We start from the raw sequence: 23666 nt of genomic DNA on the forward strand, positions 1-23666 counted from the left end.
CGCATGCGGCCCGCTCACGGCTCCAGCTCCGCGAAGACGGCGAGGAACTGCAGGCTGAGCTGCTTGCGGTCGATCTTGCCGTTCGGGTTGCGCGGCAGGCTCTCCGGCCAGATGACGATCTTCGCCGGTAGCATGTAGCCGGGCAGCTCCGGGCGGCAGGCCGCCAGCAGCTCCTCCGGGCTCAGCGCGACGCCGTCGCGCACGCTGGCCACCACCACGATGGCCTGGCCCAGCGCCGGATGCGGCACGCCGAAGGCGGCCGCCTCGGCCACCTGCTGGCGCGCGTACACCACCTCCTCGATCTCGGCCGGGCTGACCCGGTAGCCCGAGGTCTTGATCATCTCGTCGTTGCGGCCGATGAAGTAGAGGAAGCCCTCGGCGTCCTTGCGCACGGTGTCGCCCGACCAGACGGCGATCTCCGGCAGGGTCAGGCCGGCGACGCGCGGCGCCAGCACGCGGTAGCGCAGCGCCGTGTTGACCGGGTCGTTCCAGTAGCCCATGCCGACCAGCGCGCCACGGTGCACCAGCTCGCCCGGCTCGTCGGCGTCGCACTCGCTGCCGTCCGGCCGCAGCACCATGATCTCGGCGTTGGGGATGGCGCGGCCCATCGAATCGGGGCGCCGCGCCAGCTCCTCGGGCGGCAGGTAGGTCGAGCGGAAGGCCTCGGTCAGGCCGTACATCAGGAAGGGCCGCGCCGCCGGCAGGGCGCGGCGCAGCGCGTCCAGCGTCGGCCGGGGCATGGCGCCGCCCGAGTTGGTCAAATAGCGCAGCGTGCAGTCGGCCGGCCAGTTCAAGCCGGCCAGCTGGCGCCACAGCGGCGGCACGCCGGCCAGGCCGGTGATGGCCTCGTCGCGCACGGCGCGCAGCACGTCCTGCGGCAGCAGGTGGTTGAGCAGCACCACGCAGGCGCCGGCGCGGAAGCCGGTGGTCAGCTGGCTCAGGCCGTAGTCGAAGCTGAGCGGCAGCACCGCCAGGATGCGGTCGGCCGGCGAGTTCTCCAGGTACTCGGCGACGCTGTGGGCGCCGGCCACCAGGTTGCGGTGCGACAGCACCACGCCCTTCGGCTTGCCGGTGCTGCCGGAGGTGTACATGATGGCGGCCATGTCGGCGTCGACGCAGCGGTGCGGCGCCACGGCGCCGGCGCCGTCCGGCAGCGCGCTGGCGGCCATCAGCTCGTCCCAGCCGCGCAGGCGCAGGCCGGGCAGCTCGGGCCACTCCGGCGGCGCGGCGCCGGCGGCCAGGCCGGTGAGCAGCACCAGGCGCAGCGCTGGGCAGCCGGCCAACGCCGGCTTGAGCAGGCGCAGGCGCTCGACCGAGGTGACCAGCACGGCGACGTCGCAGTCGGCCAGGATGTAGGCGACCTGCTCGGGCTTGAGCAGCGGGTTGACCGGCACGAAGCTGGCGCCGGCCGCCGCCGCGCCGAACATGGCGGTGACGTTCTCCGGGTTCTTTTCCAGGTACACCGCCAGGCGTTCCTGCCGTCCCAGGCCCTGGCGCAGCAGCGCGCCGGCGGCGCCGCGCACGGCCTCGGCCAGCGCGGCGTAGTCGAGCCGGCGGGCGCCATGCACCAGCGCCTCGGCGGCGGGCGCCCGGCGCGCCGCCTCAAACAATAGATCGTGCACCAGTTGACTCATTCGACACCTTATCAAGTCCGGAACTGCGACGGGGCGGCGGCGCGGGGCCGTCGCCTTCAATATCAAAAACACAATGATAATCGCGTATGGTACGCGGCCCGCGTTGGCCTGTAAAGAAACTTAGTTGCAAAAACGACAGTTTCAATTTTACTACGCAAATGCCCCGTCCTGAGGCTATACTCATGGCAGCGCAACATCATGATCTGGCGCACGGTGCGACCGTGCGCCCTTTGATTCCGATCCAGGCAGCACCAGACAGATGGGGTTCCATGAACAGCTTTGATGTCGACGCGCCCCTGTCGCTGGACGCCGCCGTCACACCGCGCCAGCCCAGGGCCGCCGTCCCCTCGCAGCACGCCGCCGCCGACTACCCGCGGCCGGCGCTGCCGGTCACGCCGGTGCTGTCGCTGGCCTCGCTGCGCCGCGGCGGCGCGCGCCGCGTGCCGTCCATCCTCGACGCCGGCCAGTTGCGCCTGGTCACCAGCGGCCGCATCGCCATCGCCCTGGCGCTGCGCGAAATGGGCATCGGCCCCGGCGCCCGCGTGCTGCTGCCGGCCTACCACTGCGCCTCGATGGTCGAGCCGGTGATCTGGTGCGGCGCCGAGCCGGTGTTCTACCGCATCCGGCCGGACGCCTCGGTCGACCTGGACGACGTCGCCGCCAAGCTCGACGCCGACGCGCGCCTGCTGATGGTCACCAACTACTTCGGCTTTCCACAGCAGTTGCACAGCATCCGCGCCTTCTGCGACGGCCACGGCCTGCGCCTGCTGGAGGACTGCGCCCACTCCTTCCTCGGCGAGCACCAGGGCCGCCCGCTGGGCAGCTTCGGCGACTACGCCATCGCCAGCAGCATGAAGTTCTTCCCCATGTACGAGGGCGGCTGCCTGGTCTCGGCGCGCCACGATTTGGCCGGCGTCAAGCTGGCCTCGGCCGGCAGCGGCTTCGAGGCGAAGGTCCTGCTCAGCACCCTGGAGGAGGCCTTCGCCTACCGCCGCCTGCCGCTGCTGAAGGCCCTGTGCAGCCTGCCGCTGCGCGCCAAGAACCTGCTGTGGAACCGCATCAAGGCGCGCCACGCCGGCACCGGCGCGGCGCTGGCGCCGGACTCCTCGGACGGCGGCTTCGGCTTCGATCCGGCCTGGCTCCACATGCGCTCGTCGTATTGCGCGCGCCTGCTGCTCAAGCTGGTTTCGCGCGAGCGCATGGCCGCGCTGCGGCGGCGCCACTACCAGCGCATCGCCGACGCCGTCGCCGGCCTGCCCGGCTGCCGCCCGCTGTTCGCCGCCCTGCCCGACGGCGTCTGCCCCTGGGTCTTCCCGCTGCTGGTCGACGCGCCCGAACCGGTGTTCGACGCCCTCAAGCGCGCCGCCGTGCCGGTGATCCGCTTCGGCGAATACCTGTGGCCCGGCGTCGACGCGACGGTCTGCCCGGTCAGCGTCGACCTGTCGCGCCGGGTGCTGCAATTCCCCTGCCACCAGGAGCTGCGCGAGACGGAGCTGGCCTGGATGATAGCCCAAATCACATCGGTGTTACGTCAACCAAGGAAGCCAACATGAGCTGGATCATCCTGCCCGCCAGCGCCTTCGAGGGCTACAAACAGCAATGGCGCGAATTGAACGCCGCCAGCGCCGCGTCGCCGCTGCTCGAGCCCGACTTCGTCACCCCGCTGCTGGCCGAATTCGCCAACGGCCAGGAGCTGCTGGTCTGTTACGTGCGCGAGCGCGTCACCCTGTTGATGGGCATCGTGGTGCCGCGCCGGCGCGGCGTGTGGGAGACCTTCCAACCCTCGCAGGCGCCGCTCGGCATCTGGTTGCAGCGCCCCGGCGTCGACGCCGCGCCGCTGCTCGACAGCCTGATGCGCCAGCTGCCCGGCACGCCGCTGATCTTCGGCCTGACCCAGTGCGACCCCCGGCACGGCCCGCGCCCGGCCGACAGCGCGACGCAGAACAGCATCGACTACATCGACACCGCCCACATCACGGTCGAGGGCAGCTTCGACGACTACTGGGCGGCGCGCGGCAAGAACCTGCGCGCCAACATGAAGAAGCAGCGCGCCAAGCTGCACAAGGAGGGCATCGTCGCACGCCTGCAGATCAGCCGCGCGCCCGAGGAGATGGCCGAGGCGGTGCGCGACTTCGGCCGGCTCGAAAGCGCCGGCTGGAAGGCCGGCCTGGGCACCGCCCTGCACGGCGACAACGACCAGGGCCGCTTCTACCGCGCCATGCTGGAGGCCTTCTGCCGGCGTGGTTGCGCCAGCGTCTACCGCTACTGGTTCAACGACCAGCTGGTGGCGATGGACCTGTGCGTCGAGGGCAACGGCATGATCGTCGTGCTCAAGACCAGCTACGACGAAAGCGTGCCCTCGGGCCTGTCGCCCAGCCTGCTGATGCGCGAGGAGTGCTGCCGCCTGTTCTTCGAGCAGGCCCGCTTCGGCCGCGTCGAATTCTACGGCAAGGTGCTCGAATGGCACACCCGCTGGACCGAGGAGATCCGCACGCTGTACCACCTGAACCACTACCGCTGGCCGGGACTGGTGCGCCTGCACCGCTTCTCGCGCCGCTCCCCCTCCCTGCTCGGCCAACTGCGCGCCCGCCTGGCACCGCGCGCGGCGCCGGCCGGCCCCGTCAGCAGTCCTTTGGAGTAGACATGTATCTTGGTGAAGTCAAACACATTCTCGGCGCCGTGCTCGGCCTGGGCCAGCGCAGCGCCGAATTCGACGCCGACACGCCGCTGCTGGGCGAAGTGCCCGAACTCGATTCCCAGGCGGTGGTGGTGCTGATCACCGCGCTCGAGGAGCAGTTCGGCATCGAGGTGCACGACGACGAGATCGGCGCGGCCACCTTCGCCACCGTCGGCAGCCTGGCCCGCTTCGTCGAGGCCAAGCTGGCATGACGCGGTCCGCCGCCGCGCCCGGCGCCCTGCCCTTCTTCTTTCCGGCCGAGGCGGGCGAACGCTTCTGCCTGTACCACGCCCCCGCCGGCACCTGCCGTGGCGCGGTGCTCTACCTGCACCCCTGGGGCGAGGAGATGAACAAATCGCGCCGCATGGCCGCGCTGCAGTCGCGCGCGCTGGCCCAGTTGGGCTTCGGCGTGCTGCAGCTCGACCTGTACGGCTGCGGCGACAGCGCCGGCGACGCCGGCGACGCCCGCTGGGAGATCTGGCTGGCCGACGTGGCCGCCGGCGCCGCCTGGCTGCGCCAGCGGCTGGACCAGCCGCTGACCCTGTGGGGCCTGCGCCTGGGCGCCCTACTGGCGCTGGCCTACGCACGCGCCGCGCCCGGCGTGGCGCAGCGCCTGCTGCTGTGGCAACCCCCGGCCAACGGCGCCGCCCTGCTGACCCAGTTCCTGCGCCTGAAGATGGCCGGCCAGCTGCTGGCCGAGGGCGCCGCCGAGGACAACAGCAGCGCCACGCTGCGCCGCCAGCTGGCCGGCGGCGCCACGCTGGAGATCGCCGGCTACGCGCTGGCGCCGCAGCTGGCCGCCAGCCTCGACGCGCTCGACGCCGCCGCGCTGGCCGTGACCGGCTGCCCGGTGCACTGGCTCGAGGTGACGCCGCGCGGCGGCGAGACCCTGATGCCGGCCTCGGAGCGGGTCGCCCAGGCCTGGCGCGAACACGGCGTCGACCTGCACTGCCACCCGCTGGGCGGCGCGCAGTTCTGGGCGACCCAGGAAATCAGCGAAAACCCGGCCCTGCTCGACACCAGCTGCGCCATACTGGCCTAGGACCACCATGCCCTTCGACGAACACGCCCTGCAATTCTCCTGCGACGACGCCGCCCTGATCGGCATCCTCAGCCGGCCGCGCCAGGCCGCCACGCGCGGCGTGCTGGTGGTGGTCGGCGGGCCGCAGTACCGCGCCGGCAGCCACCGCCAATTCACCCTGCTGGCGCGCGCGCTGGCCGCGCAGGGCGTCCCGGTGCTGCGCTTCGACTATCGCGGCATGGGCGACAGCGAGGGCGCGGCGCGCGACTTCGAGGCGGTCAGCGCCGACCTGCGCGCCGCCATCGACGAATTCTTCCGCCAGGTGCCGACGCTGCGCGACGTGGTTCTCTGGGGCCTGTGCGACGGCGCCAGCGCCGCCCTGTTCTACGCCGCCGGCGACCCGCGCGTGGCCGGCCTGGCGCTGCTCAACCCCTGGGTGCGCAGCGCCGCCGGCTACGCCCGCACCACGCTGCGCCACTACTATCTGGCGCGGCTGCGCCAGGGCGAGTTCTGGCGCAAGCTGCTGGGCGGCCGCTTCGACGTGCGCGCCGCCGCCGCCTCGCTGCGCCAGCTGCTGCAGGCCAGCCGCGCCGGCACGCCGGCCACGGCGGGCGGCGCCGGCCTGGCCATGTCCAGCAACGAGGCGCTGATCGGCGGCGCCCGCCTGCGCGCCGGCGCGGGCGCCGACAGCAACGCCGGCGGCGGCAGGGGCTCCGACAGCGGCGCCGGTGCCGCTGCCGGCGCCGGCCAACAGCAGGCACCGGCGCCGCGCGCGGCGGCGCCGGCCGACATCAGCGCCCCGGCCGGCGCCGCCGCCCTGCCGCAACGCATGCTGGCCGGCCTGCGCTACTTCCCCGGCAAGGTGATGTTCATCTTCAGCGGCAACGATTTGACGGCAAAGGAATTCCTCGACATGGTCGATTCATCGAAACACTGGCGGCGCCTGCTGGCGGCACCGCGCATCAGCCGCCATCTGCTGGCCGATGCCGACCACACCTTCTCGCGCGCCGCCTGGCGCGACGAGGTGGCGCGCCTGACCGCCGACTGGGTACGCTCATGGTGAGGAGCGTGCTGATGATCGCCTTCCACTATCCGCCGATGCGCGGCAGCAGCGGCATCCAGCGCACGCTGACCTTCAGCCAGCACCTGCCGCAGCACGGCTGGCAGCCGCTGCTGCTGTCGGCCCAGCCGCGCGCCTATGCCAACAGCGGCGCCGACCAGCTCGCCGAGATCCCGGCCGGCATGGTGGTGCGGCGCGCCTTCGCCCTCGACACCTCGCGCCACCTGGCCCTCGGCGGCCGCTACCCGTTGCTGCTGGCCCTGCCCGACCGCTGGGTCACCTGGCTGCTCGGCGCCGTGCCGGCCGGCCTCGGCCTGGTCCGCCGCCACCGCCCGGCGCTGATCTGGTCGACCTATCCGATCGCCACCGCCCACCTGATCGGCCTGGCGCTGCACCGCCTGACCGGGCTGCCCTGGGTGGCCGACCTGCGCGACCCGATGACCGACCACGACTACCCGGCGCATCCGCTGACGCGGCGCGTCTACCGCTGGATCGAGCGGCAGACCATCGCCCGCTGCAGCGTCGCCGTGTGCACCACGCCGGGCGCGATCCAGACCTACCGCGCGCGCTTCCCCGACATCCCGGCCGAGCGCTACGCGCTGATCGAGAACGGCTACGACGAAGCCAACTTCGCCCAGGCCGGCGACGCCGCGCCGGCCGGCCGCACGGGCGCGGCGGCCAACGCCGCCGACTACGCCGACACCAGCGCCGCGCCGGCGCCGACGCCGCCCCCGGCGCCGCTGACGCTGGTGCACAGCGGCGTGATCTACCCGTCGGAACGCGATCCCCGGCCACTGTTCGCCGCGCTGGCCGAGCTGCAGCGCGCCGGCCACATCTCGCCGCAGCGCCTGCGGGTGGTGCTGCGCGCCACCGGCCACGACGACTACCTGCGCCCGCTGCTGCGCGAATACGGCATCGAGCAGATGGTCAGCCTGGCGCCGCACATCGCCTACCGCGCCGCGCTCGGCGAGATGTTGGGCGCCGGCGGCCTGCTGGTGCTGCAGGCGGCCAACTGCAACCACCAGATCCCGGCCAAGCTGTACGAATACTTCCGCGCCGGCCGCCCCATCCTGGCGCTGACCGACGCCGCCGGCGACACCGCCGCCGCCCTGCGCAAGGCCGGCATCGACACCGTCGCCCAACTCGACTCCCGCGAAGACATCATGCACCAGCTACTCCGCTTCCTCACCCTGGCCGAAGCCGGCCAGGCGCCGCTGGCCAGCGCCGCCGCCGTCGCCGCCAGTTCGCGCGCGGCGCGCAGCGCCCAGCTGGGCGAGCTGCTCGACCGCGTGGCGCTGCGCGCGCAGGCGGCCGGCCGCGCGCTGCCGCGCGCCGGCAGCAAGGAGGGCGCGCCATGACCGCCGCCCTGCCGCCGCGCACCCACGGCACACGCGGCAGCCGGCGCCGCCCGGCCGGACGCCTGGCCGGCGGCCTGCTGCTGGCCGCCAGCCTGCTGCTGCCGGCCGCGCCGGTGTTCGCCGCCAAAAAATTCTGCGGCGAGCTGACGGCCTCGCTCGGCCCCTTCGACTACCGCAAGGCGGAGTTCGCCAACACCCTGGCGATGGTCGACCAGGCCCACTTCACCGAAGAGGTGGCACAGGGCGTGCGCGGCAACACCAGCACCATCGGCGCCGACATCAGCTACGCCCTGCACGTCTTCCCCAACCACATCCTCGCGCTGGAGGCGATCGACGCGATCAGCTGGCGGCAGAAGACGGTGCAACTGCCGGGCGCCAAATATCCGACCGAGTGCTACTTCGACCGCGCCATCCGCTTCGCGCCTGACGACGGCAGCGTGCGCGCCGCCTACGCCAACTTCTACCACCGCCGCGGCCGCGGCGACGACGCCTTCGCCATGCTGGTCCAGGCCGTCGCGCTGGCGCCGGACAACAGCGCCATCCAGTACAACATGGGCCTGGCCTACCTGCGCCGCAAGGACTACCCGAACGCCTTGCTGTACGCCCGCCGCGCCTATGAGCTGGGCGCCGCCGCCGCCGATCTGCGCAACAAGCTGAAAGCCGCCGGCCAATGGTCCGACCCGCAGCAATGATGGGCCTGGCCGCGCGCCGCGCGCTGGCGTTGGCGCTGCTGGCGGCACTGCTGTGGTCGCTTTCGGTGTATCCGGCCTACGTGCCGGCGCTGGCCGCCGGCCTGGCCGCCTACGCCGCCCTGCTGTGCTGGCGGCCGGCCTCGTGGCTGCTGGTGGTGCCGGCCCTGCTGCCGGTGTTCGACCTGGCGCCCTACACCGGCTGGTACTTCCTCGAGGAGCTCGACCTGCTGCTGCTGACCACCGTGGTGGTCGGCTACTGGCGCGCGCCGGCCGGCGCCCCGGCCAGGCCGGCGCTTGCCGGCGCCCCGGGCCAGCCCGCGCGCGCGCCCGTGTCCGCGCCGGCGCTGCCGCTGCGCCTGCCCGGCGCGGTGCGCCTGGGCGTACTGCTGGTCGGCGCCAGCGTCGCCGTCGCCGCCTGGACCGGCGTGCAGCCGCTGCCGCCGCTCGACGCCAACTCCTTCGCCAACTACCTGAGCCCCTACAACAGCCTGCGCGTGGCCAAGGGCTTCGCCTGGCTGCTGCTGCTGTACCCGCTGCTGCGGCGCGACGCCGGCCGCGACAACCTGGCGCGCTACTTCGTGCCGGGCATGCTGCTCGGCCTGGCCGGCGCCAGCCTGGCGGTGGCCTGGGAGCGCGCCGTCTTCCCCGGCCTGCTCAACTTCTCCAGCGACTACCGCCCCACCGCGCCGTTCTCCGCCATGCACACCGGCGGCGCCGCGCTCGACGCCTATCTGGCCATGGCCCTGCCCTTCGTCGCCTGCTGGCTGCTCGACCGCCACGCCCGCCGCCGCCTGGCCGCCGCCCTGCTGCTGCTCGGCCTTGGCGTGTACGCCGGCCTGGCCACCTTCTCGCGCGACGTCTACCTGGCCTACGCCTGCTCGGCCGCCATCATCGGCCTGCTGGCCCTGCAGCGCTGGCGCCGCCAGGGCGAGCTCGACGCCCGCCAGACCGGCTGGACGCTGGCCCTGGTGGCGCTGGCCGCGCTGCTGTTGCAGGCGGTGTTCGGCAGCAGCGGCTACCGTGGCCTGGGCGCCGCCCTCGGCCTGCTGGGCGCCGCCGCGCTGCTGGCGGCCGGCGGCCGGGGCCGCTGGCCGCGCGCCTGGCTGGCGGCCGGCGCGCTGGCGCTGCTGCTGCTCGACCTGGCCTGCTACCTCTACCTGCGGCGTGACGCCCCGCCCGGCACCGACAAGGGCGCCTACCTGGCCTATGCATTGTCGGCCGGCGTGTTCGCGCTGGCCCTGCCTCTGTCGCTGCGCCGTGGCGGCGGCGACCTGTCGCTGGCCGCGCTGGCCCTGCCCGGCCTGGCGCTGAGCACCGTGCTGGTGGCCGAGCACTGGGGCGGCGCGGCGGCGCGCCCCGCCGCGCTGGCCGTGGTCGCGCTGGCCGCCGCGCTGGCGGCGCTGCGCTGGCGCCGTGGCGCCGCCCTGTGGACGCTGAACCGGCGCAGCATCGCCGCCGGCCTGTGCTGCGCCATCGCCATGGCCATCGCCATCCCGCTGGCCGGCAGCTACTACCTGGGCAGCCGCTTCTCGACCGCCTCCGGCGACCTGGCGGTGCGCCTGGGCCACTGGGACGAGGCGCTGCAAATGATGGAGCCCGACCCGCTCACGCAGGCGCTGGGCATGGGCCTGGGGCGCTACCCGGCCACCTACCTGTGGAACACCAAGCACGGCGAGCGGCCGCCCACCTTCCGCTTCGCCGAGGAGGCCGGCCGCGCCTTCCTGCAGCTGTCGGTGTCGCGCTACCAGGGTGGCCACGGCGAGGAGTTGCGCATGCTGCAGCACGTCGCGCTGCGCCACGGCCAGCCCTACCTGCTGTCGCTCGACGTGCGCCGGCGCGACAACGCCACCGGCATGACGCTGGCGGTGTGCCAGCGCTGGCTGCTGTATCCGGTCAACTGCGCGGTGGCGCCGCTGCGCCTGCGCCCGGCCGACGGCAAGTGGCAGCACTACCAGGTCGGCCTGAACTTCGATCCGCCCGAGCGGCGCTGGCCGCTGCGCGCGCCGACCCAGTTCGAGCTGTCCATCGACGGCGGCAACGCCGTGCTCGACGTCGCCAACCTGAGCCTGGCGGCGGCCGACGACGGCGCCGAGGCGCTGGCCAACGGCGCCTTCGCCCATGGCAACGACCGCTGGTTCTTCAGCAGCGACCACAACCACTTCCCCTGGCACGTCAAAAATTTCGTCGTCAACCAGGTGTTCGAAACGGGATGGTGCGGCCTGGCCGCGATGGCCCTGCTGCTGCTGGCCGTGGCCGCCGACCTGCTCAGGCGCGGCCTGGCCGGCGACGATAAGGCCGATGCAGCCTCGGCCGGCGTCTATCTGGCGGCGCTGGCCGGCGCCATGGCGGTCGGCCTGTTCGACAGCATCGTCGACGTGCCGCGCCTGACCCTGCTGCTCGGCCTGATCCTGCTGGCCGCCACGCTGCGCCCGCCGCGCCAGGGAACGCCGCGCCTCAGTCGGCGCCGCTCCGGATCGACAGCCGCGCCATCAGGTCGTACAAGGTCGGACGGGTGACGCCGAGCAGCTCGGAGGCCTTCATGATGTTGCTCTCCGAGCGGTTCAAGGCGTTCAGCACGGCGCCGTACTCGGCCTGGTCGCGCACCTGGCGCAGGTTGAGCGGCTCGGCCGGCGGCAGCACGCCGGCCAGGCCCAGGTCGGCGGCGGCGATCATCGCGCCGTCGGCCATGATGACGGCGCGGCGGATGCAGTTCTCCATCTCGCGCACGTTGCCCGGCCAGCGGTGCGCGGCGATGGCGCTGAGCGCGTCGTCGCCGAAGGCCAGGCCGGGGCGCTGCTCGCGGGCGCAGAACAGGGTCTTGAAGTGCTGTGCCAGCAGCACCGCGTCGCCGACGCGCTGGCGCAGCGGCGGAATGGCGATGACGATTTCCGACAGGCGGTAGTACAAGTCCTCGCGGAAGCGCCCGGCGGCGCTGAGCTCCTGCAGATTCTGGTGGGTGGCGCAGACCACCCGCACGTCGACGGCGATCTCCTCGCGCCCGCCGACCCGCTCGATCACCCGCTCCTGCAGGAAGCGCAGCAACTTGGCCTGCAGCGCCATCGGCAGGTCGCCCACCTCGTCGAGGAAGAAGGTGCCGCCGTGCGCCAGCTCGACCTTGCCCTTGGTCTGCTTGACGGCGCCGGTGAAGGCGCCGCGCTCGTAGCCGAACAACTCGCTCTCGAGCAGGTTCTCCGGGATCGCCGCGCAGTTGATGGCGACGAAGCGGCCCTGCTGGCGCGCGCTCATCTGGTGCAGCGCGCGCGCCAGCACCTCCTTGCCGGTGCCGCTCTCGCCGAGCAGCATCACCGAGGCCGAGCTGGGCGCCACCTTCTCGATGCTGCGGCACAGCTTGAGCATGCCGGGGTCGCGGCTGATGACACCGGCCAGCGGCTGCTCGGCCGCCCGGCTCTGGCTCAGCCGCAGGTTCTCGGCCTGCAGCTCGTGCAGGTAGAAGGCGCGCTGCAGCACCAGGCCGAGCATCTGCGCGTCGGCCGGCTTCTGGTGGAAGTCGTAGGCGCCCTGCGCCACCGCCTTGAGGGCGTGGGCCGGGTCCTGGTTGCCGGTCAGGACGATGACCTTGCTGGCCGGCGCCAGCGCCAGGATCTCGCCCAAGGTGGCCAGGCCCTCGGTGGCGCCCTCCGGGTCGGGCGGCAGGCCCAGGTCCATCAGCACCACCGCCGGCTCGTGGCGGCGCAGCTGGGCGATGGCGCCCTCGCGGTCGCCCGCCACCACCACCTGGTAGGCGTCGAAGCTCCAGCGCAGCTGTTTTTGCAGGCCGGGGTCGTCCTCGACCACCAGCAATATCGGTTTGTTCGTCTTCACCCTGTTCCCTATCTGTTCTACGCGGCCTGCTCGACGGCGGACCGCTGGCTGCGGTATAGCGGCAGGCGCAGCACGAAGCTGCTGCCCTGGCCGGGCACGCTGGCGACCTCCATGCGGCCGCCCAGCTGCGCGATGTATTCCTTGCTCTCGAAGGCGCCGATGCCCATGCCGGCCGACTTGGTCGAGTCGAAGGGCTTGAACAGGCGCTCGCGGATGAAGTCGGCGCTCATGCCGCTGCCGGTGTCGCTGACCTCGATGCGCGCCACGCCGTCGACGCGGGCCAGACGCACGCTGACGGCGCCGCCGCGCGGCGTCGCCTCGATGGCGTTCTGGATCAGGTGGCCGAGCACGCGCGCCAGCCGCTCCGGGTCGGCCAGCACCTGCGTGGCGGCGTCGGCGTCGGCGATCAGCAGCGTCGGGCGCGGCTCGAAGGCGGCCTTCAGCTCGACCGCCTGGCGCAGCAGCTTGGCCAGCGCCAGCGGCACGGCGCGCTCGGGCGTGTCGCCCCGGCTGAGCTTTTGCAGCAGCCGCTTCATCTTCTGCACGGCGAAGTCGACGGTCTCGCGCATGTCCTGCTGGAACTCCGGATTGTCGCGGTGGCGCTCGGCGTTCTGCATCAGCAGCGACAGCTGCGACACCAGGTTCTTCAGGTCGTGCACGACGAAGGTCGACAGCCGGTTGAAGGAGTCGAACTGGCGCGCCATGCTCAGCGCGGTGGCCGCCTCGCGCTGCGCCAGGTAGCTGGCCACCTGGCTGCCGGCGATCCTCAGCAGGTCGATGGTTTCCCAGTTCAGCTTGACCGGCTGCGGCGGCTGCAGCAGCAGCACGAAGCCGGACAACTGGCCGTGCAGGATCAGCGGCAGCACCAGCCAGGCGCGCGGCACGGCCGGCAGCCAGGCCGGCAGCGCCACCGCGCCCTCGGCGCCGGCGGCGTGGCCGGCCACCTCGACCAGCCACTGCTTGTCGCCCAGCAGGCGGCAGAACGGCGAGTCGGCCGCCTCGTCGTCGGCCGGCAGCGGCATGTGCCAGTGCGCCGCCGGTTCGCAGCGGCCGTTGTCGCGGCGCAGCCACAGCGCACCGGCCGGGCTGCCCACCAGCGCCGCCACCGCCTCGATGCTGCGGCTGCCCAGGTCCGGCCCCGGCTCGGACAGCGCGCGCGTCAGCGCCAGCCATTCCTCGCGGTAGTCGTAGTGGTAGCGGTAGAAGTGTTTGTTGATCAGCACCTTCAGGCCGGCGCGGAAGCGCCCCGAGAACAGGATGCCGGCCAACAGCAGCACGGCGCCGAACAGGAAGGCCAGCTGCATCATCGCGCCCCAGCTGCCGCCGACGTAGCGCAGGTAATAGGCGGCCGCGCCCATCGCCAGCAGATAGCAGGCCGAGCCGAGCAAGGTGGCCGAGTGCAGCAGCGCCAGCCGCGACAGCGCCAGCTGCGGCGCCGAGGCGGCGCTGCGCGCCACCGCCACCGCCAGCAGCGGCGCGCTGAGCGCGTAGACCACGCCGCGCGCGCTCCACAGCTCCGGGTTGACGGCGCGGAACAGCAAGGTGTCGCTGTACAGGTAGAAGTCGTAGACGAACATCGCGCCTATGCCCAGGCAGGCGTACTTGATGGCCCAGCGTTGTTGCGCCGGTGTGCTGCGGTAGAGCTGCTCGACCAGCAGCATGCCCAACATGGCCATGGCCAGGCGCAGCATCACGGCGGGCAGGAAGGCCAGCGCGGCGCCCCAGCACAGCGGCAGCAGGGTCAGCGCCGCCGCCGCCGCGTAGGCCAGCGCCAGCGCGGCGCCGCCGCCGCGCCACCACGGCTGGCCGGGGCGGCGCGCCAGCTGGCCGGCCAGCGCCAGCAACAGCAGGCTCCAGCCGGCGTTGCGGGCCAGCTCGAGCGCCTCGAGCAGGGCCGCCGGCACGCCGCCGGCGCGCTCCTGCCAGGCCAGCGCCGCGCTCCAGGCCAGCATCAGCGCGCTGGCCGCCGACAGCGGCCGGCCGTGCGGGTGGCCGCGCCACAGCAGCGCCAGCGCCAGCCCCAGCAGCAGGAAGGCGGCGCCGGCGATGGCGTAGCTGAACTGCGCGACCTCGGCCGCCATGCCTAGCGCCCGGCGCCCAGCAGCACCACCTTGACCGTGTCGATCAGGATCAGGATGTCGAGCAGCAGGCTGTTGTTCTTCACGTAGTACAGGTCGTAGCGCAGCTTCTGCACCGCGTCCTCGACCGAGTCGCCGTAGCCGTAGTGGACCTGGGCCCAGCCGGTGATGCCGGGCTTGAGGCAGTGCCGCACGTTGTAGTAGGGCACCCCCTCGGCCAGCAGGCGGACGAAGTGCTGGCGCTCCGGACGCGGCCCGACGAAGCTCATCTCGCCCTTGAACACGTTCCAGATCTGCGGCAGCTCGTCGATCCGCGCGCGGCGGATGAACTGGCCGACCCGGGTCACCCTTGGGTCGTTCTTGGCGGCCCACTGCGGCTTGCCGTCGCGTTCGGCGTTGAAGCCCATGCTGCGGAACTTCCAGACGTGGAAGGCCTTGCAGTCCTTGCCGATGCGCTCCTGCCGGTAGAACACCGGCTGGCGGTCCTCGGCGTAGATGCACAGCGCCGTCAGCAGCATCACCGGCAGGGTCAGCAGCAGCAGGCACAGGCTGACGGCCACGTCGAAGCTGCGCTTCATGAAGGTGCGCAGGGTGGTCTGGTCGAAGCCGCCGCCGTACACCAGCCAGCTCGGCTGCATCGACTCGACGCGGATCTGGCAGGTCTCGCGCTCGAAGAAGGAGTCGGCGTCGATGATGCGGATGCCCGACATCTTGCAGTTGAGCAGCTCGTCGGTGGGGAACGGGCCGCCGCGCCGGTTCTTCACCGAGACGACGATCTCGTCGGCGCCGTGCTGGCGCGCCAACGACAGCAGCGAGGTCGCCGCGTCGAGCTGGAGCAGCTGCTGCGGCGCCACGCAGGACGGCTCGGCCGGCACCGGGATGAAGCCGATGATGTGGTATTTGCGGTAGCTTTGGCGCAGCGCCAGCTCGCCGATCTCGTTGGCCAGCTGGCCGCTGCCGAGGATCAGGATGCGCGACTTGAGGAAGGCCGAGTCGGACGTCTTGAGGAACACCACGCGCACCAGGGCGATGCCGCCGGCCGCCACCAGCAGCACCATCATCAACGTGCCGCGGTCGATGTACAGGCCGGGCACGGTGTCGAGCACCAGCGTGAGGATGCAAAAGCCCATGACGAAGGCCGGCGCCAGTTGCAGCAGCAGCGGTTTGAGCAGGCCGGCGCGGAAGTCCAGGTGGTACATGCCCAGCGTGCCCATGCTGAACACCATGGCGACGGCGAACACGCAGGCCGACAGGAAGGCGTGCTCCAGCTTGGGCAGGACCAGCGGGCTGTCGTGGAAGAAGCGCAGCCCGGCGCCGGCGTAGAAGGACCCGACCAGGATCAGCAGCTCCAGCACCAGCAGACCGGAGACCGCCTTCGATACGTAATGGTTGAATATTCGGTACATCTTCTTCTCCCCGCCTGGTGGGCGGCAGTCAAACTGCGCTTGTACGACGCCGTGGCATGCCCGGCGTCACCTTGAGTGCGCCGGCGCCAGCCGCCGCACATACCAATCCATCGCCTCGCGCAGCCCCTCGGACAGGCGGTGCGTCGGCGCGTAGCCGAGCAGCGTGCGCGCCTTCGAGATGTCGGCCTGCGAGTGGCGCACGTCGCCGGCGCGGAACGCGCGGTGCTGCGGCCGGTGCTCGTGCACATGCGGGAAGCGCTCGGCCAGCAGCCGGCACATCATCTGGTGCAGCTCGTTGAGCGTGGTGCGCTCGTTGAGGGCGACGTTGTAGACCTGGTTGACCGCCTCGGCGTTGCCGCTCAGCGCGGCCAGCAGGTTGGCCTGCACCACGTTGTCGATGTAGCAGAAGTCGCGGCTGCTCTCGCCGTCGCCGTTGATGTGCACGGTGTCGTCGTTGATCAGCGCGGCGACCCACTGCGGGATCACCGCCGCGTAGGCGCCCTTCGGGTCCTGCCGCGGGCCGAACACGTTGAAGTAGCGCAGGCCGATGCTCTCGACGCCGTAGCAGCGGGCGAACACCTCGGCGTACAGCTCGTCGGCGTACTTGGTCACGGCGTAGGGCGACAGCGGATGGCCGATCTGCGGCTCGACCTTGGGCAGGGCCGGATGGTCGCCGTAGGTCGAGCTGGAGGCGGCGTAGACGAAGCGCTTGACCTTGGCGTCGCGCGCCGCCACCAACATGTGCAGGAAGCCGGTGACGTTGGTCTCGTGGGTGGCGATCGGGTCCTCGATCGAGCGCGACACCGAGCCCAGCGCCGCCTCGTGCAGCACGTAGTCGACGCCCTGGCAGGCGCGGGCGCAGTCGGCCGCCAGGCGGATGTCGCCCTCGATGAAGCGGAAGTTGGCCCAGGCCTGCGCGCCGACCCGCTCGCGCACCAGCTCGAGGTTGTCGGCGAAGCCGGTGGCGAAGTTGTCCAACCCGGTGACGCGCTGCCCCAACAGCAGCAGCTGCTCGAGCAGGTTGGAGCCGATGAAGCCGGCCGCGCCGGTCACCAACCAGTGGTACTTGTGGCCGCGCAGTTGCTGCTGGACGGATTCGAATTGGCTCATCGAGGCGGTTCCTTGAAATCGTGGTGGAGTGGCGGCCGGCTCACAGGCGCCAGACGGTGCAGCCGGCCGCGCGCAGCGGCTCCAGGTCGAACTGCGACTTGACGTCGATGAAGCAGCCGCCCTTGTTCAGCTTGGACAGGAAGTCGTCGGTGCTCAGTTCGAGCAGCGCGCGGTGCGACACGGCGGCGACGATGGCGTCGGCGCGCGGCAGGCCGGCCCAGCTCTCCAGGTCGATGTCGTACTCCTTGGCCGCCGCCACCGGGTCGGCCACCGGGTCGTGCACGTGCACCTGCACGCCGTAGGAGCGCAGCTCGCTGACCACGTCGGCCACCTTGGAGTTGCGCAGGTCCGGGCAGTCCTCCTTGAAGGTCAGGCCGATCACGTTGACGCGCGCGCCCTTGACGTTGAAGCCGGCCGCGATCATCGACTTGACGGTCTTCTCGGCGACGAACTTGGCCATGCCGTCGTTGATGCGGCGCCCGGCCAGGATCACCTGCGGGTGGTAGCCCAGCATGTCGGCCTTGTAGGTCAGGTAGTAGGGGTCGACGCCGATGCAGTGGCCGCCCACCAGGCCCGGGCGGAACGGCAGGAAGTTCCACTTGGTGCCGGCGGTCTGCAGCACGTCGAGGGTGTCGATGCCGACCCGGTCGAAGATCAGCGCCAGCTCGTTCATCAGGGCGATGTTCAGGTCGCGCTGGGTGTTCTCGATCACCTTGGCCGCCTCGGCCACCTTGATGCTCTTGGCGCGGTAGACGCCGGCCGTCACCACCGACTCGTACAGCGCGGCGACCGCCTCCAGCGTGGCCGCGTCGTCGCCCGACACCACCTTCAGGATGGTGGTCAGGGTGTGCGTCTTGTCGCCCGGGTTGATGCGCTCGGGCGAGAAGCCGACGTGGAAGTCGCGGCGCCAGGTCAGGCCGGAACAGCGCTCCAGGATCGGCACGCACAGGTCCTCGGTCACGCCGGGGTAGACGGTCGACTCGTAGACGACGATGGCGCCGCGCTTCATGTGCTTGCCGACCGCCTCGCTGGCCGAGACCAGCGGGTGGAAATCGGGCGTGTGGGCGCTGTCGACCGGGGTCGGCACGGCGACGATGATGTAGTCGGCCTGGCCCAGCGCGGCCGGGTCGGTGCCCACCGTCAACTGGCTGGCGGCGCGCAGATCGGCGCTGGAAACCTCGCCGGTGGGGTCGATGAAATTGCGGTAGTGCGCGATCTTGGCGGGCGACAAATCAAATCCGACCGTCGGCCGCTTCTTGCCAAACTCGACGGCCAATGGCAGGCCCACATAGCCCAAGCCGACGACTGCAACGCTTTCAGTGTTTTTCATCGTATGTCCAAGAAGTAAATTTAAATTATCATAAAAACAATTATAGTTATACCACGATATCGGCCTGATAGTTATAAATTTTTTAAGTTATATGGCAATATAAATATCTTAAGAACAACGTTTTAGACACAAACGTCGGCAAGCTTCTTGCCGCTGAGCACGCCTTGGCGACGCCGCCGAGGGGGCTCTCCGGCGCGCCCGCGCGGCGCCAGGCGGGCGCGCGGCGGCGCGGACTGGAAAGGCGGCATCGGCGCACCGCGCGCGCCTAAAAAATGGGGGAGTTGCCGGGTGCGGGCTCAGCCCGGGGGGCGCGCCTCAGCGCATCGACGCAGCGCCGACCGGCGCCGCCGGCGCCGCCAGTCGACCTCGGAACCGGCCGCCGGCGCGCGCCCAGCCTCGTACCTCAAGGCAAAAGCTGTTGCCGAGCACGGCAAGGCGGCGGCACACACCGGGAGCGCGCAAGACAATATGGATAGATCGGCAATCGCCTTCAACGTATCATCCTTTGGCTGAACCATGCTGTCGGACAGATCCTACAAAGCGACAGGATGTTATAAATATAACGCCTATTCGTGGTCAAAAAATACACGAATTGTCACAACACAAACTCCCATTGAGGAAGCGATGGCGGCTCGTCGTGTTGTAAATATGCTCAGACCGGACGGTGTGGTGTTGTGAAAATAATACGCTTCAGACACAATATTAAAGTTATGATAATGATGTCCGCTGGCAGAATGGCGGACGGCAGCAAACTCAACCCGACCGCGTACGCGACAAACGGCTTCGACCAGGACATTGCGCGCGACGACACGATTATCTAATGGACAAATCGACCAATATCGACCTGTGCCGGGGAATGCTGTTCGTCCTGATGGCCAACACCCACGCCTCCTCGGTGTCCCATCTGCCCGCCGACAGCTGGCTGCTGTCCGACCTGTGGCTGCCGACCGGCTGGGCCACGGTCACCTTCGTCGTGCTGTCGGGCTACAGCGTCGGCTTCATCACTTCGCGGCGCAGCCCCAACGCGGCCTGGGACCGCGCGCTGTACCGCCGCGCCAAGCAGATCCTCGCCGTCATGCTGGTCTCCAACGCCATCTTCGCCATCCTGCGCGAGGCCGTCGCCGGACGGATGGACGCCGTCCACACGGCGCCCTGGTGGCTCGGCTTCCTGACGCTGCAAACGCCGTGGACCATCTCCGGCGTGTTGCTGCCCACCGCCCTGCTGCTGCTGTGCGCGCCCGAGCTGCAGCGCCGCTTCCGCTTCTCGTGCTGGCAATTGCTTTTCTACATGATCGGCGCGCGCGCCCTGGTCGCCGTGCTCAGCATCGAGGTCGCCGAGTCGCCGCTGGCGGCCAGCTGGGCCGCCCGCTTCTTCCTGCTCGAAGGCTTCGGCGGCTTTCCCGTGCTGCCGTTCGTGCTCAACGGCTGCATCGGCATCGCCCTGGGCATGCTGCGCAACCACAGCGAATGGCAGTGGCAAAGGGTGATCCTGCTGCTGATGGGCTTGCAGGTCGGCATCTACCTGACCTCCTACTACCCGACCTCCTTCGCCTCGGAGATGGTCGTGGCGACCTTCGGCGCGGCCGGCAAGTTCGCCTGGATGTACTTCCTGGCGCACATCCTGAAACTGTCGCGCCTGCGCTGGCTGGCCGACCCGGTCGAGCTGATCGGCAAGTTCGCCCTCGGCTCCTTCGTCATGCACCGCTTCTTCCTGCACGCGCTGGCCGAGGGACTGGTGCTGGCCCGGTTGCCGTATCTGCCGCCGGAGATGCGCATGGCCACCCTGCTGCTGTGCACCCTACTGCTGACCTGGAGCCTGTGCCGCATGCGCCAGCACACCAACTGGATCGACACGCCGTTCCGCCGCCTGGCGCTGTAGCGCCGCAGGCCGCAGGCTAGGAGTGTGCGCGGCAGAACGATTTCACACGAATTTCCGGTATCTTCAAGGGTGCCTTCCCCCTTCCTAGGGACGAGATCGTTGATCCTGACGCGATCCGAGAGGTCGAGATTTTTCGCGTCAGTTTCATTTTCTTCTGCCACACAGACTCCTAACCGCAGCGCCTGGTGAGGCGGCGCCAGTTCGAGGCGAGCGGCGTCAGCCACCAGGGACTGAGCAGGTGGAGGGCTACGGCGCCAACCGTGAGCAATAGCAGGGCGATGACCAGGCTGAAGCCGCTCTCGCGCAACACCGCCTCGCCCATCGCGATGGCCGCCACCATGCGGGTGGCCGGCCAAGGGTTGCCGCCCAACACCACGGACGACCAGAACAGCTCGAGCAACATCAACACGCCGCCGGCGCCGAAGCCGGCCACGGCCGGCGCCGCCCAGTCGGGCCGCTGCGCCGTACAGCGCAGTGACAACAAATGTAGTTGCATGACTTCCTCCAAGAATATGCCGGCCGCGACGGTGGAGCCGCCCGCGCCGGCCGCTCAGGCGCGCCGCCGGCGGCGCACCCAACACACCTGCCACACCCAGTTGGCCAGTGCCGAATAGCACAGGCCCAGCAGCGCCGCCGGCAGCTTGTAGCGGTCCAGCCGGGCCAGCCAGTCGCCGCCGCGCGCGACGCCGTCGCTGACTACGAAACCGGCGCCGTCGACGCGCAGCGCCACCTGCTCCGGCGCCAGCGCCAGGTGGTGGGCGCGCAGCGTCGGGCTGGCCGCGCAGTCGTCCGGGCCGGGCGCCCGCGGCCACGGGAACAGCCGGCCCTTGCTCGCCGAACAGGCGTACCACTTGTAGCTGCCGTCGCGCCGGCGCAGTCCGACGTCGCGCACGGCCACGCCGGTGTCGGCGCCGGCGCCCGGCCCCTCGGCGCCCTCGCCCAGATAGAGGCGGCTGACCGGCGCGCCGACCGGGAACACCAGCACGATGGCGCGCCCCTCGCCCACCTCCAGCCCGACCGGCAGGGCGCCCGGCAGCGTCAGCGCGCCGGCCTTGCCGATCCGCAAGACGTTGCGCTCGGCCACCGCCGGCTTGCCGCCGGCCTCAGCCGCGTCGCCGAGCAGCACGCTCAGCCGCGCCACCGCGACGGCGTTGCGCACCCGCACGCGCAGCGCGGCGGCGCCGCCGCTGCCGGCCTGCTCGAACTCGACCTCCGGCCCGCCCGTTGCGCCCGTCCCCTGCGGCGGCGCCCGCAGCGCCAGCTCGATGCGGCTGCGGCCGTTGCCCCTGGCCGCCGTCGTCCAATTGATCGGCCCGCGCTTGGCGGGTAGCGCCAGCATCCAGGTCTGCTCCAGCTCGGCCGCCGTGGCCGCGTCCAGCGCACCGTCCTCGACGTGCACGTCGACGCCCTCGTTGGCCTCGCCCAGCACCGTCAACAAGGTCGAGGCGGCGCCGCCGGACGCCGGCGGCGGCCGCAACAACAGCGTCTCGCCGCCCTCCGCCTTCAGCCGCAACGCCGCGTCGGCCGGATCGACGAAGTCGGCCACCGGCAGCTGCACGATGTAATAGATGGCCCCCGTCGCCGCCAGGAACACCGACAAGGCGGCCACCTTCTCCTTCAGCGAAGCCGGCGCGGGCGGGGCCGCCGGAGGCGCCGGCGCCTCCGGCCCGCTCGGCTGCGGCGGACGCCTGCGCCTATTGGCCATGGTCGGCGATCCGCACAATGCCGGGGGAGATCGCGCCGACCCAGCTGCGGTCGTCGCCGGCCAGCCAAGCCCGTACCTGCAACCGGTGCAGCCCCGGCGACAGCGCCGCCGCGCCATTGCGGCCGTCCCAGGTCTGGCCGGCCACCTCGCCGGCCGGCAAGCCCCGGCCGTGTTCCGCGTCCAGCGTGGCGACCCGCTCGACCTCGATGCCGTCCGCGCCGCTGCGGCGGAAGCGCAGCACCTCGACGGCGACGTGGTTGAACGGCCATTGCATGCGGTAGCCGACCTGCACCAGCTCGCGCGGCAGCTTGGGCTGCGGCGGGCCGAACACCAGCCGGTCCACCGCCACCGAGCCGACCGCGCGCGGCCCGGCGCCGATGCCGTACACCTCGACCGAGACGCCACCCTCGTCCGCCCCGCCGCCGCGCTCGGCGCAGGCGGGGCGGGCGGAGCGCAGCACGTACAGCGCCGGGCGCGCCGCCGGCGCGATGTTGCCGGGCAGCTCGATCTTCAGCAGGCGCCGGCCGGCGCTGCCGTCGGCGTCGAGCAGCCGTGAAAACACCTGCTTGCCGCCCAGGTAGACGTCCAGCTTGGTACAGCTGTCGGGTTGCGGTAGAAAGTCGACGACGAAGGGCCAGCCGCCCCGGATGTATCCCTCGACGACGAAGCTGCCGACCTTCTGCGTGACGGCGAAGCGCGGCCCGTTGAGCGCGAGATAGTCGTCGTTGGCCGGCGCCTGCCGCTGTTCGGGCGGACCGGGAAAGACGTTGGCGAGGACAGCGCCGACGCCGACCAGGATGGCGGCGTTTGCAACCGAGCTGGAGCCGCGTTGGCGCAGGTGCTCACTTTGTTGCCTGGATGGCGGTGGCGCCGGCCGCTGCGGCTCGGCGCGCGAAGACGGCGGCGGCGCAGGCGCCGGCGCCTGCTGCACTTGCTGCACTTGCTGCACTTGCTGCACTTGCTGCGCCGGCTGTGCCTGCTGCGGCCGCGGCACGCGCGCCACATCGCCGGATTGCTGCGCGAACGCGGCGCCAGGCGCCAGCGGCGCCAGCAATGTGGCCACCAACGCCATGCGCCACGGCTTCAGCGATCGACGACCGTTCCGCTTCATATGCCCGCCCTTGAATTGAAGCACACCCCAGCCGTCCGGCGCGAACGCGGAGCGGCAAATGAGCTTTCAAGTTAATAGGCTGGAGGGGACAGGCTTTGACGAGCGTCAAAAGTGTTCGGCGTGGCCCGCTGGCCTGGCTTGCCGCCAGCGGGCCGGAAAAACCATCAAACAGCAACGATGTGGCGGCAGGCCATGGCTTACACCACGCCGGCGCTCATCCAACCGCCCGCCATCAACACCACGGCGCCGGCGGCGCGCAGCCACAGGTCGCGGCGGCGCAGCGCGGCGCCGAAGCCGACACCCATACCGTGCAACAACATGCTGGCGGCGACGAAGCCGGCGGCGTACTGCCACGGCGTGCTCATCGCCGGCATTTCCATGCCGTGGGCGTAGCCGTGGAACAAGGCGAACAGGCCGACCATGGCCGCGCCCAGCGCACTCGGCACGGCCACCGCCATGGCGATCAGCACGCCCAGCAACAGCACGGAGGCGGCGATACCGCCCTCCACCATCGGCATGACCAGGCCGCTGGTCGCCATGCCGGCGCCCACGGTCAGGCAGGCGACAAAGCTCACCGGTAGCAACCACTGTGCCCGGCCGCCCAGTTGCGCCGCCCAGACGCCGACGGCGAACATCGCCAGCAGGTGGTCCCAACCCATGAACGGGTGCATCAGGCCGGCCAGCGCGCCCTCGGCATGGCCCGGATGGGCCTGCGCGACACCGGCCACGGCCAGCGCCGCCAAGCCCAGCCAACGATACGTTTTTGCATACATAAAGGTACTC

The 23666-nt window shown here is 71.1% G+C and carries 19 protein-coding genes; 9 read left to right on the top strand and 10 right to left on the bottom strand.

Translation table 11 applies throughout. The annotated features are described in order from the left end of the window. Positions 1-14: 14 nt before the first annotated feature. Entirely contained in the window at positions 15-1634 is a 1620-nt protein-coding gene (locus tag BM252_RS02925) for an acyl-CoA ligase (AMP-forming), exosortase A system-associated (RefSeq protein WP_093383459.1), read from the bottom strand. A 269-nt stretch (positions 1635-1903) separates the two neighbouring features. On the opposite strand from BM252_RS02925, the gene BM252_RS02930 reads away from it, so the two are divergent. From BM252_RS02930 to BM252_RS02965, 8 genes are read left to right on the top strand one after another with little or no spacing between them, the layout of a single operon-like run. Then, positions 1904-3187 carry an aminotransferase class I/II-fold pyridoxal phosphate-dependent enzyme gene (locus BM252_RS02930; RefSeq protein ID WP_093383462.1) on the top strand — a complete coding sequence of 428 codons (1284 nt, stop codon included), beginning with the start codon at positions 1904-1906 and terminating at the stop codon, positions 3185-3187. After that, on the top strand, positions 3184-4275 hold the full coding sequence (locus tag BM252_RS02935; RefSeq protein WP_093383464.1) for a GNAT family N-acetyltransferase: 1092 nt from the start codon (positions 3184-3186) through the stop codon (positions 4273-4275). The genes BM252_RS02930 and BM252_RS02935 overlap by 4 nt, the downstream gene beginning before the upstream one ends. A 2-nt stretch (positions 4276-4277) precedes the next feature. Then, entirely contained in the window at positions 4278-4523 is a 246-nt protein-coding gene (locus BM252_RS02940; RefSeq protein ID WP_093383467.1) for an acyl carrier protein, read from the top strand. Next, positions 4520-5353, top strand: a complete 834-nt coding sequence (locus tag BM252_RS02945; RefSeq protein WP_093383469.1) for a hydrolase 2, exosortase A system-associated — start codon at positions 4520-4522, stop codon at positions 5351-5353. Before BM252_RS02940 ends, BM252_RS02945 begins: the two co-directional genes overlap by 4 nt. A 7-nt stretch (positions 5354-5360) precedes the next feature. Next, the gene (locus BM252_RS02950; protein WP_093383472.1) at positions 5361-6395 is read left to right on the top strand and encodes a hydrolase 1, exosortase A system-associated; all 1035 of its coding nucleotides are present in this window, start codon (positions 5361-5363) and stop codon (positions 6393-6395) included. Positions 6396-6406: 11 nt separating this feature from the next. Then, on the top strand, positions 6407-7750 hold the full coding sequence (locus BM252_RS02955) for a glycosyltransferase (protein ID WP_217429867.1): 1344 nt from the start codon (positions 6407-6409) through the stop codon (positions 7748-7750). Continuing rightward, complete coding sequence (locus BM252_RS02960) at positions 7747-8442, top strand: tetratricopeptide repeat protein (RefSeq protein WP_093383477.1); 696 nt, start codon at positions 7747-7749, stop codon at positions 8440-8442. The genes BM252_RS02955 and BM252_RS02960 overlap by 4 nt, the downstream gene beginning before the upstream one ends. After that, positions 8421-10958, top strand: a complete 2538-nt coding sequence (locus tag BM252_RS02965; RefSeq protein ID WP_139236258.1) for a hypothetical protein — start codon at positions 8421-8423, stop codon at positions 10956-10958. The genes BM252_RS02960 and BM252_RS02965 overlap by 22 nt, the downstream gene beginning before the upstream one ends. On the opposite strand, the gene prsR is transcribed toward BM252_RS02965, so the two are convergent. From prsR to BM252_RS02990, 5 genes are all read right to left on the bottom strand, one after another. After that, positions 10897-12264 (bottom strand): PEP-CTERM-box response regulator transcription factor, encoded by a 1368-nt coding sequence (prsR, locus tag BM252_RS02970; protein ID WP_093383482.1) that lies wholly within the window; start codon positions 12262-12264, stop codon positions 10897-10899. The two genes, BM252_RS02965 and prsR, sit on opposite strands and share 62 nt — an antisense overlap. A gap of 17 nt (positions 12265-12281) precedes the next feature. Beyond that, complete coding sequence (gene prsK, locus BM252_RS02975; protein ID WP_093383485.1) at positions 12282-14345, bottom strand: XrtA/PEP-CTERM system histidine kinase PrsK; 2064 nt, start codon at positions 14343-14345, stop codon at positions 12282-12284. A gap of 2 nt (positions 14346-14347) precedes the next feature. After that, complete coding sequence (locus BM252_RS02980) at positions 14348-15748, bottom strand: TIGR03013 family XrtA/PEP-CTERM system glycosyltransferase (protein ID WP_093383487.1); 1401 nt, start codon at positions 15746-15748, stop codon at positions 14348-14350. Positions 15749-15814: 66 nt separating this feature from the next. Beyond that, a complete protein-coding gene (locus BM252_RS02985; protein WP_093383490.1) occupies positions 15815-16858 on the bottom strand; it encodes an SDR family oxidoreductase in 1044 nt (347 codons plus the stop codon). A gap of 40 nt (positions 16859-16898) precedes the next feature. Continuing rightward, positions 16899-18188 carry a nucleotide sugar dehydrogenase gene (locus tag BM252_RS02990; protein ID WP_093383492.1) on the bottom strand — a complete coding sequence of 430 codons (1290 nt, stop codon included), beginning with the start codon at positions 18186-18188 and terminating at the stop codon, positions 16899-16901. 820 nt (positions 18189-19008) lie between these two features. Here BM252_RS02990 and BM252_RS02995 point away from each other — a divergent pair. Beyond that, positions 19009-20067, top strand: coding sequence for an acyltransferase family protein (locus tag BM252_RS02995; protein WP_093383496.1), 1059 nt, complete (start codon positions 19009-19011; stop codon positions 20065-20067). Between the two features lie 169 nt (positions 20068-20236). Here BM252_RS02995 and BM252_RS03000 read toward each other — a convergent pair whose 3' ends face one another. From BM252_RS03000 to BM252_RS03020, 4 genes are all read right to left on the bottom strand, one after another. Further along, positions 20237-20563 (bottom strand): hypothetical protein, encoded by a 327-nt coding sequence (locus BM252_RS03000; protein WP_139236260.1) that lies wholly within the window; start codon positions 20561-20563, stop codon positions 20237-20239. A 54-nt stretch (positions 20564-20617) separates the two neighbouring features. Continuing rightward, entirely contained in the window at positions 20618-21772 is a 1155-nt protein-coding gene (locus BM252_RS03005; RefSeq protein WP_139236262.1) for a hypothetical protein, read from the bottom strand. After that, on the bottom strand, positions 21762-22883 hold the full coding sequence (locus tag BM252_RS03010) for a hypothetical protein (RefSeq protein WP_174900399.1): 1122 nt from the start codon (positions 22881-22883) through the stop codon (positions 21762-21764). The genes BM252_RS03005 and BM252_RS03010 overlap by 11 nt, the downstream gene beginning before the upstream one ends. 197 nt (positions 22884-23080) lie before the next feature. Next, positions 23081-23656 (bottom strand): HupE/UreJ family protein, encoded by a 576-nt coding sequence (locus tag BM252_RS03020; protein ID WP_093383507.1) that lies wholly within the window; start codon positions 23654-23656, stop codon positions 23081-23083. Between the last annotated feature and the right edge of the window lie 10 nt (positions 23657-23666).

Origin of the sequence: Rugamonas rubra (genome assembly GCF_900114705.1) — a bacterium.
Taxonomy (GTDB): domain Bacteria; phylum Pseudomonadota; class Gammaproteobacteria; order Burkholderiales; family Burkholderiaceae_D; genus Rugamonas; species Rugamonas rubra.

Coding starts and splice junctions, on each gene's coding strand:
- BM252_RS02940 (WP_093383467.1), top strand. CDS start 4,278: ATGTATCTTGGTGAAGTCAAACACATTCTCGGCGCCGTGCTCGGCCTG.
- BM252_RS02985 (WP_093383490.1), bottom strand. CDS start 16,858: ATGAGCCAATTCGAATCCGTCCAGCAGCAACTGCGCGGCCACAAGTAC.
- BM252_RS03020 (WP_093383507.1), bottom strand. CDS start 23,656: ATGTATGCAAAAACGTATCGTTGGCTGGGCTTGGCGGCGCTGGCCGTG.
- BM252_RS03005 (WP_139236262.1), bottom strand. CDS start 21,772: ATGGCCAATAGGCGCAGGCGTCCGCCGCAGCCGAGCGGGCCGGAGGCG.
- BM252_RS03010 (WP_174900399.1), bottom strand. CDS start 22,883: ATGAAGCGGAACGGTCGTCGATCGCTGAAGCCGTGGCGCATGGCGTTG.
- BM252_RS02950 (WP_093383472.1), top strand. CDS start 5,361: ATGCCCTTCGACGAACACGCCCTGCAATTCTCCTGCGACGACGCCGCC.
- BM252_RS02965 (WP_139236258.1), top strand. CDS start 8,421: ATGGTCCGACCCGCAGCAATGATGGGCCTGGCCGCGCGCCGCGCGCTG.
- BM252_RS02945 (WP_093383469.1), top strand. CDS start 4,520: ATGACGCGGTCCGCCGCCGCGCCCGGCGCCCTGCCCTTCTTCTTTCCG.
- BM252_RS02960 (WP_093383477.1), top strand. CDS start 7,747: ATGACCGCCGCCCTGCCGCCGCGCACCCACGGCACACGCGGCAGCCGG.
- BM252_RS02955 (WP_217429867.1), top strand. CDS start 6,407: ATGATCGCCTTCCACTATCCGCCGATGCGCGGCAGCAGCGGCATCCAG.
- BM252_RS02990 (WP_093383492.1), bottom strand. CDS start 18,188: ATGAAAAACACTGAAAGCGTTGCAGTCGTCGGCTTGGGCTATGTGGGC.
- BM252_RS02995 (WP_093383496.1), top strand. CDS start 19,009: ATGGACAAATCGACCAATATCGACCTGTGCCGGGGAATGCTGTTCGTC.
- BM252_RS02980 (WP_093383487.1), bottom strand. CDS start 15,748: ATGTACCGAATATTCAACCATTACGTATCGAAGGCGGTCTCCGGTCTG.
- BM252_RS02930 (WP_093383462.1), top strand. CDS start 1,904: ATGAACAGCTTTGATGTCGACGCGCCCCTGTCGCTGGACGCCGCCGTC.
- BM252_RS02935 (WP_093383464.1), top strand. CDS start 3,184: ATGAGCTGGATCATCCTGCCCGCCAGCGCCTTCGAGGGCTACAAACAG.
- BM252_RS02925 (WP_093383459.1), bottom strand. CDS start 1,634: ATGAGTCAACTGGTGCACGATCTATTGTTTGAGGCGGCGCGCCGGGCG.
- prsK (WP_093383485.1), bottom strand. CDS start 14,345: ATGGCGGCCGAGGTCGCGCAGTTCAGCTACGCCATCGCCGGCGCCGCC.
- BM252_RS03000 (WP_139236260.1), bottom strand. CDS start 20,563: ATGCAACTACATTTGTTGTCACTGCGCTGTACGGCGCAGCGGCCCGAC.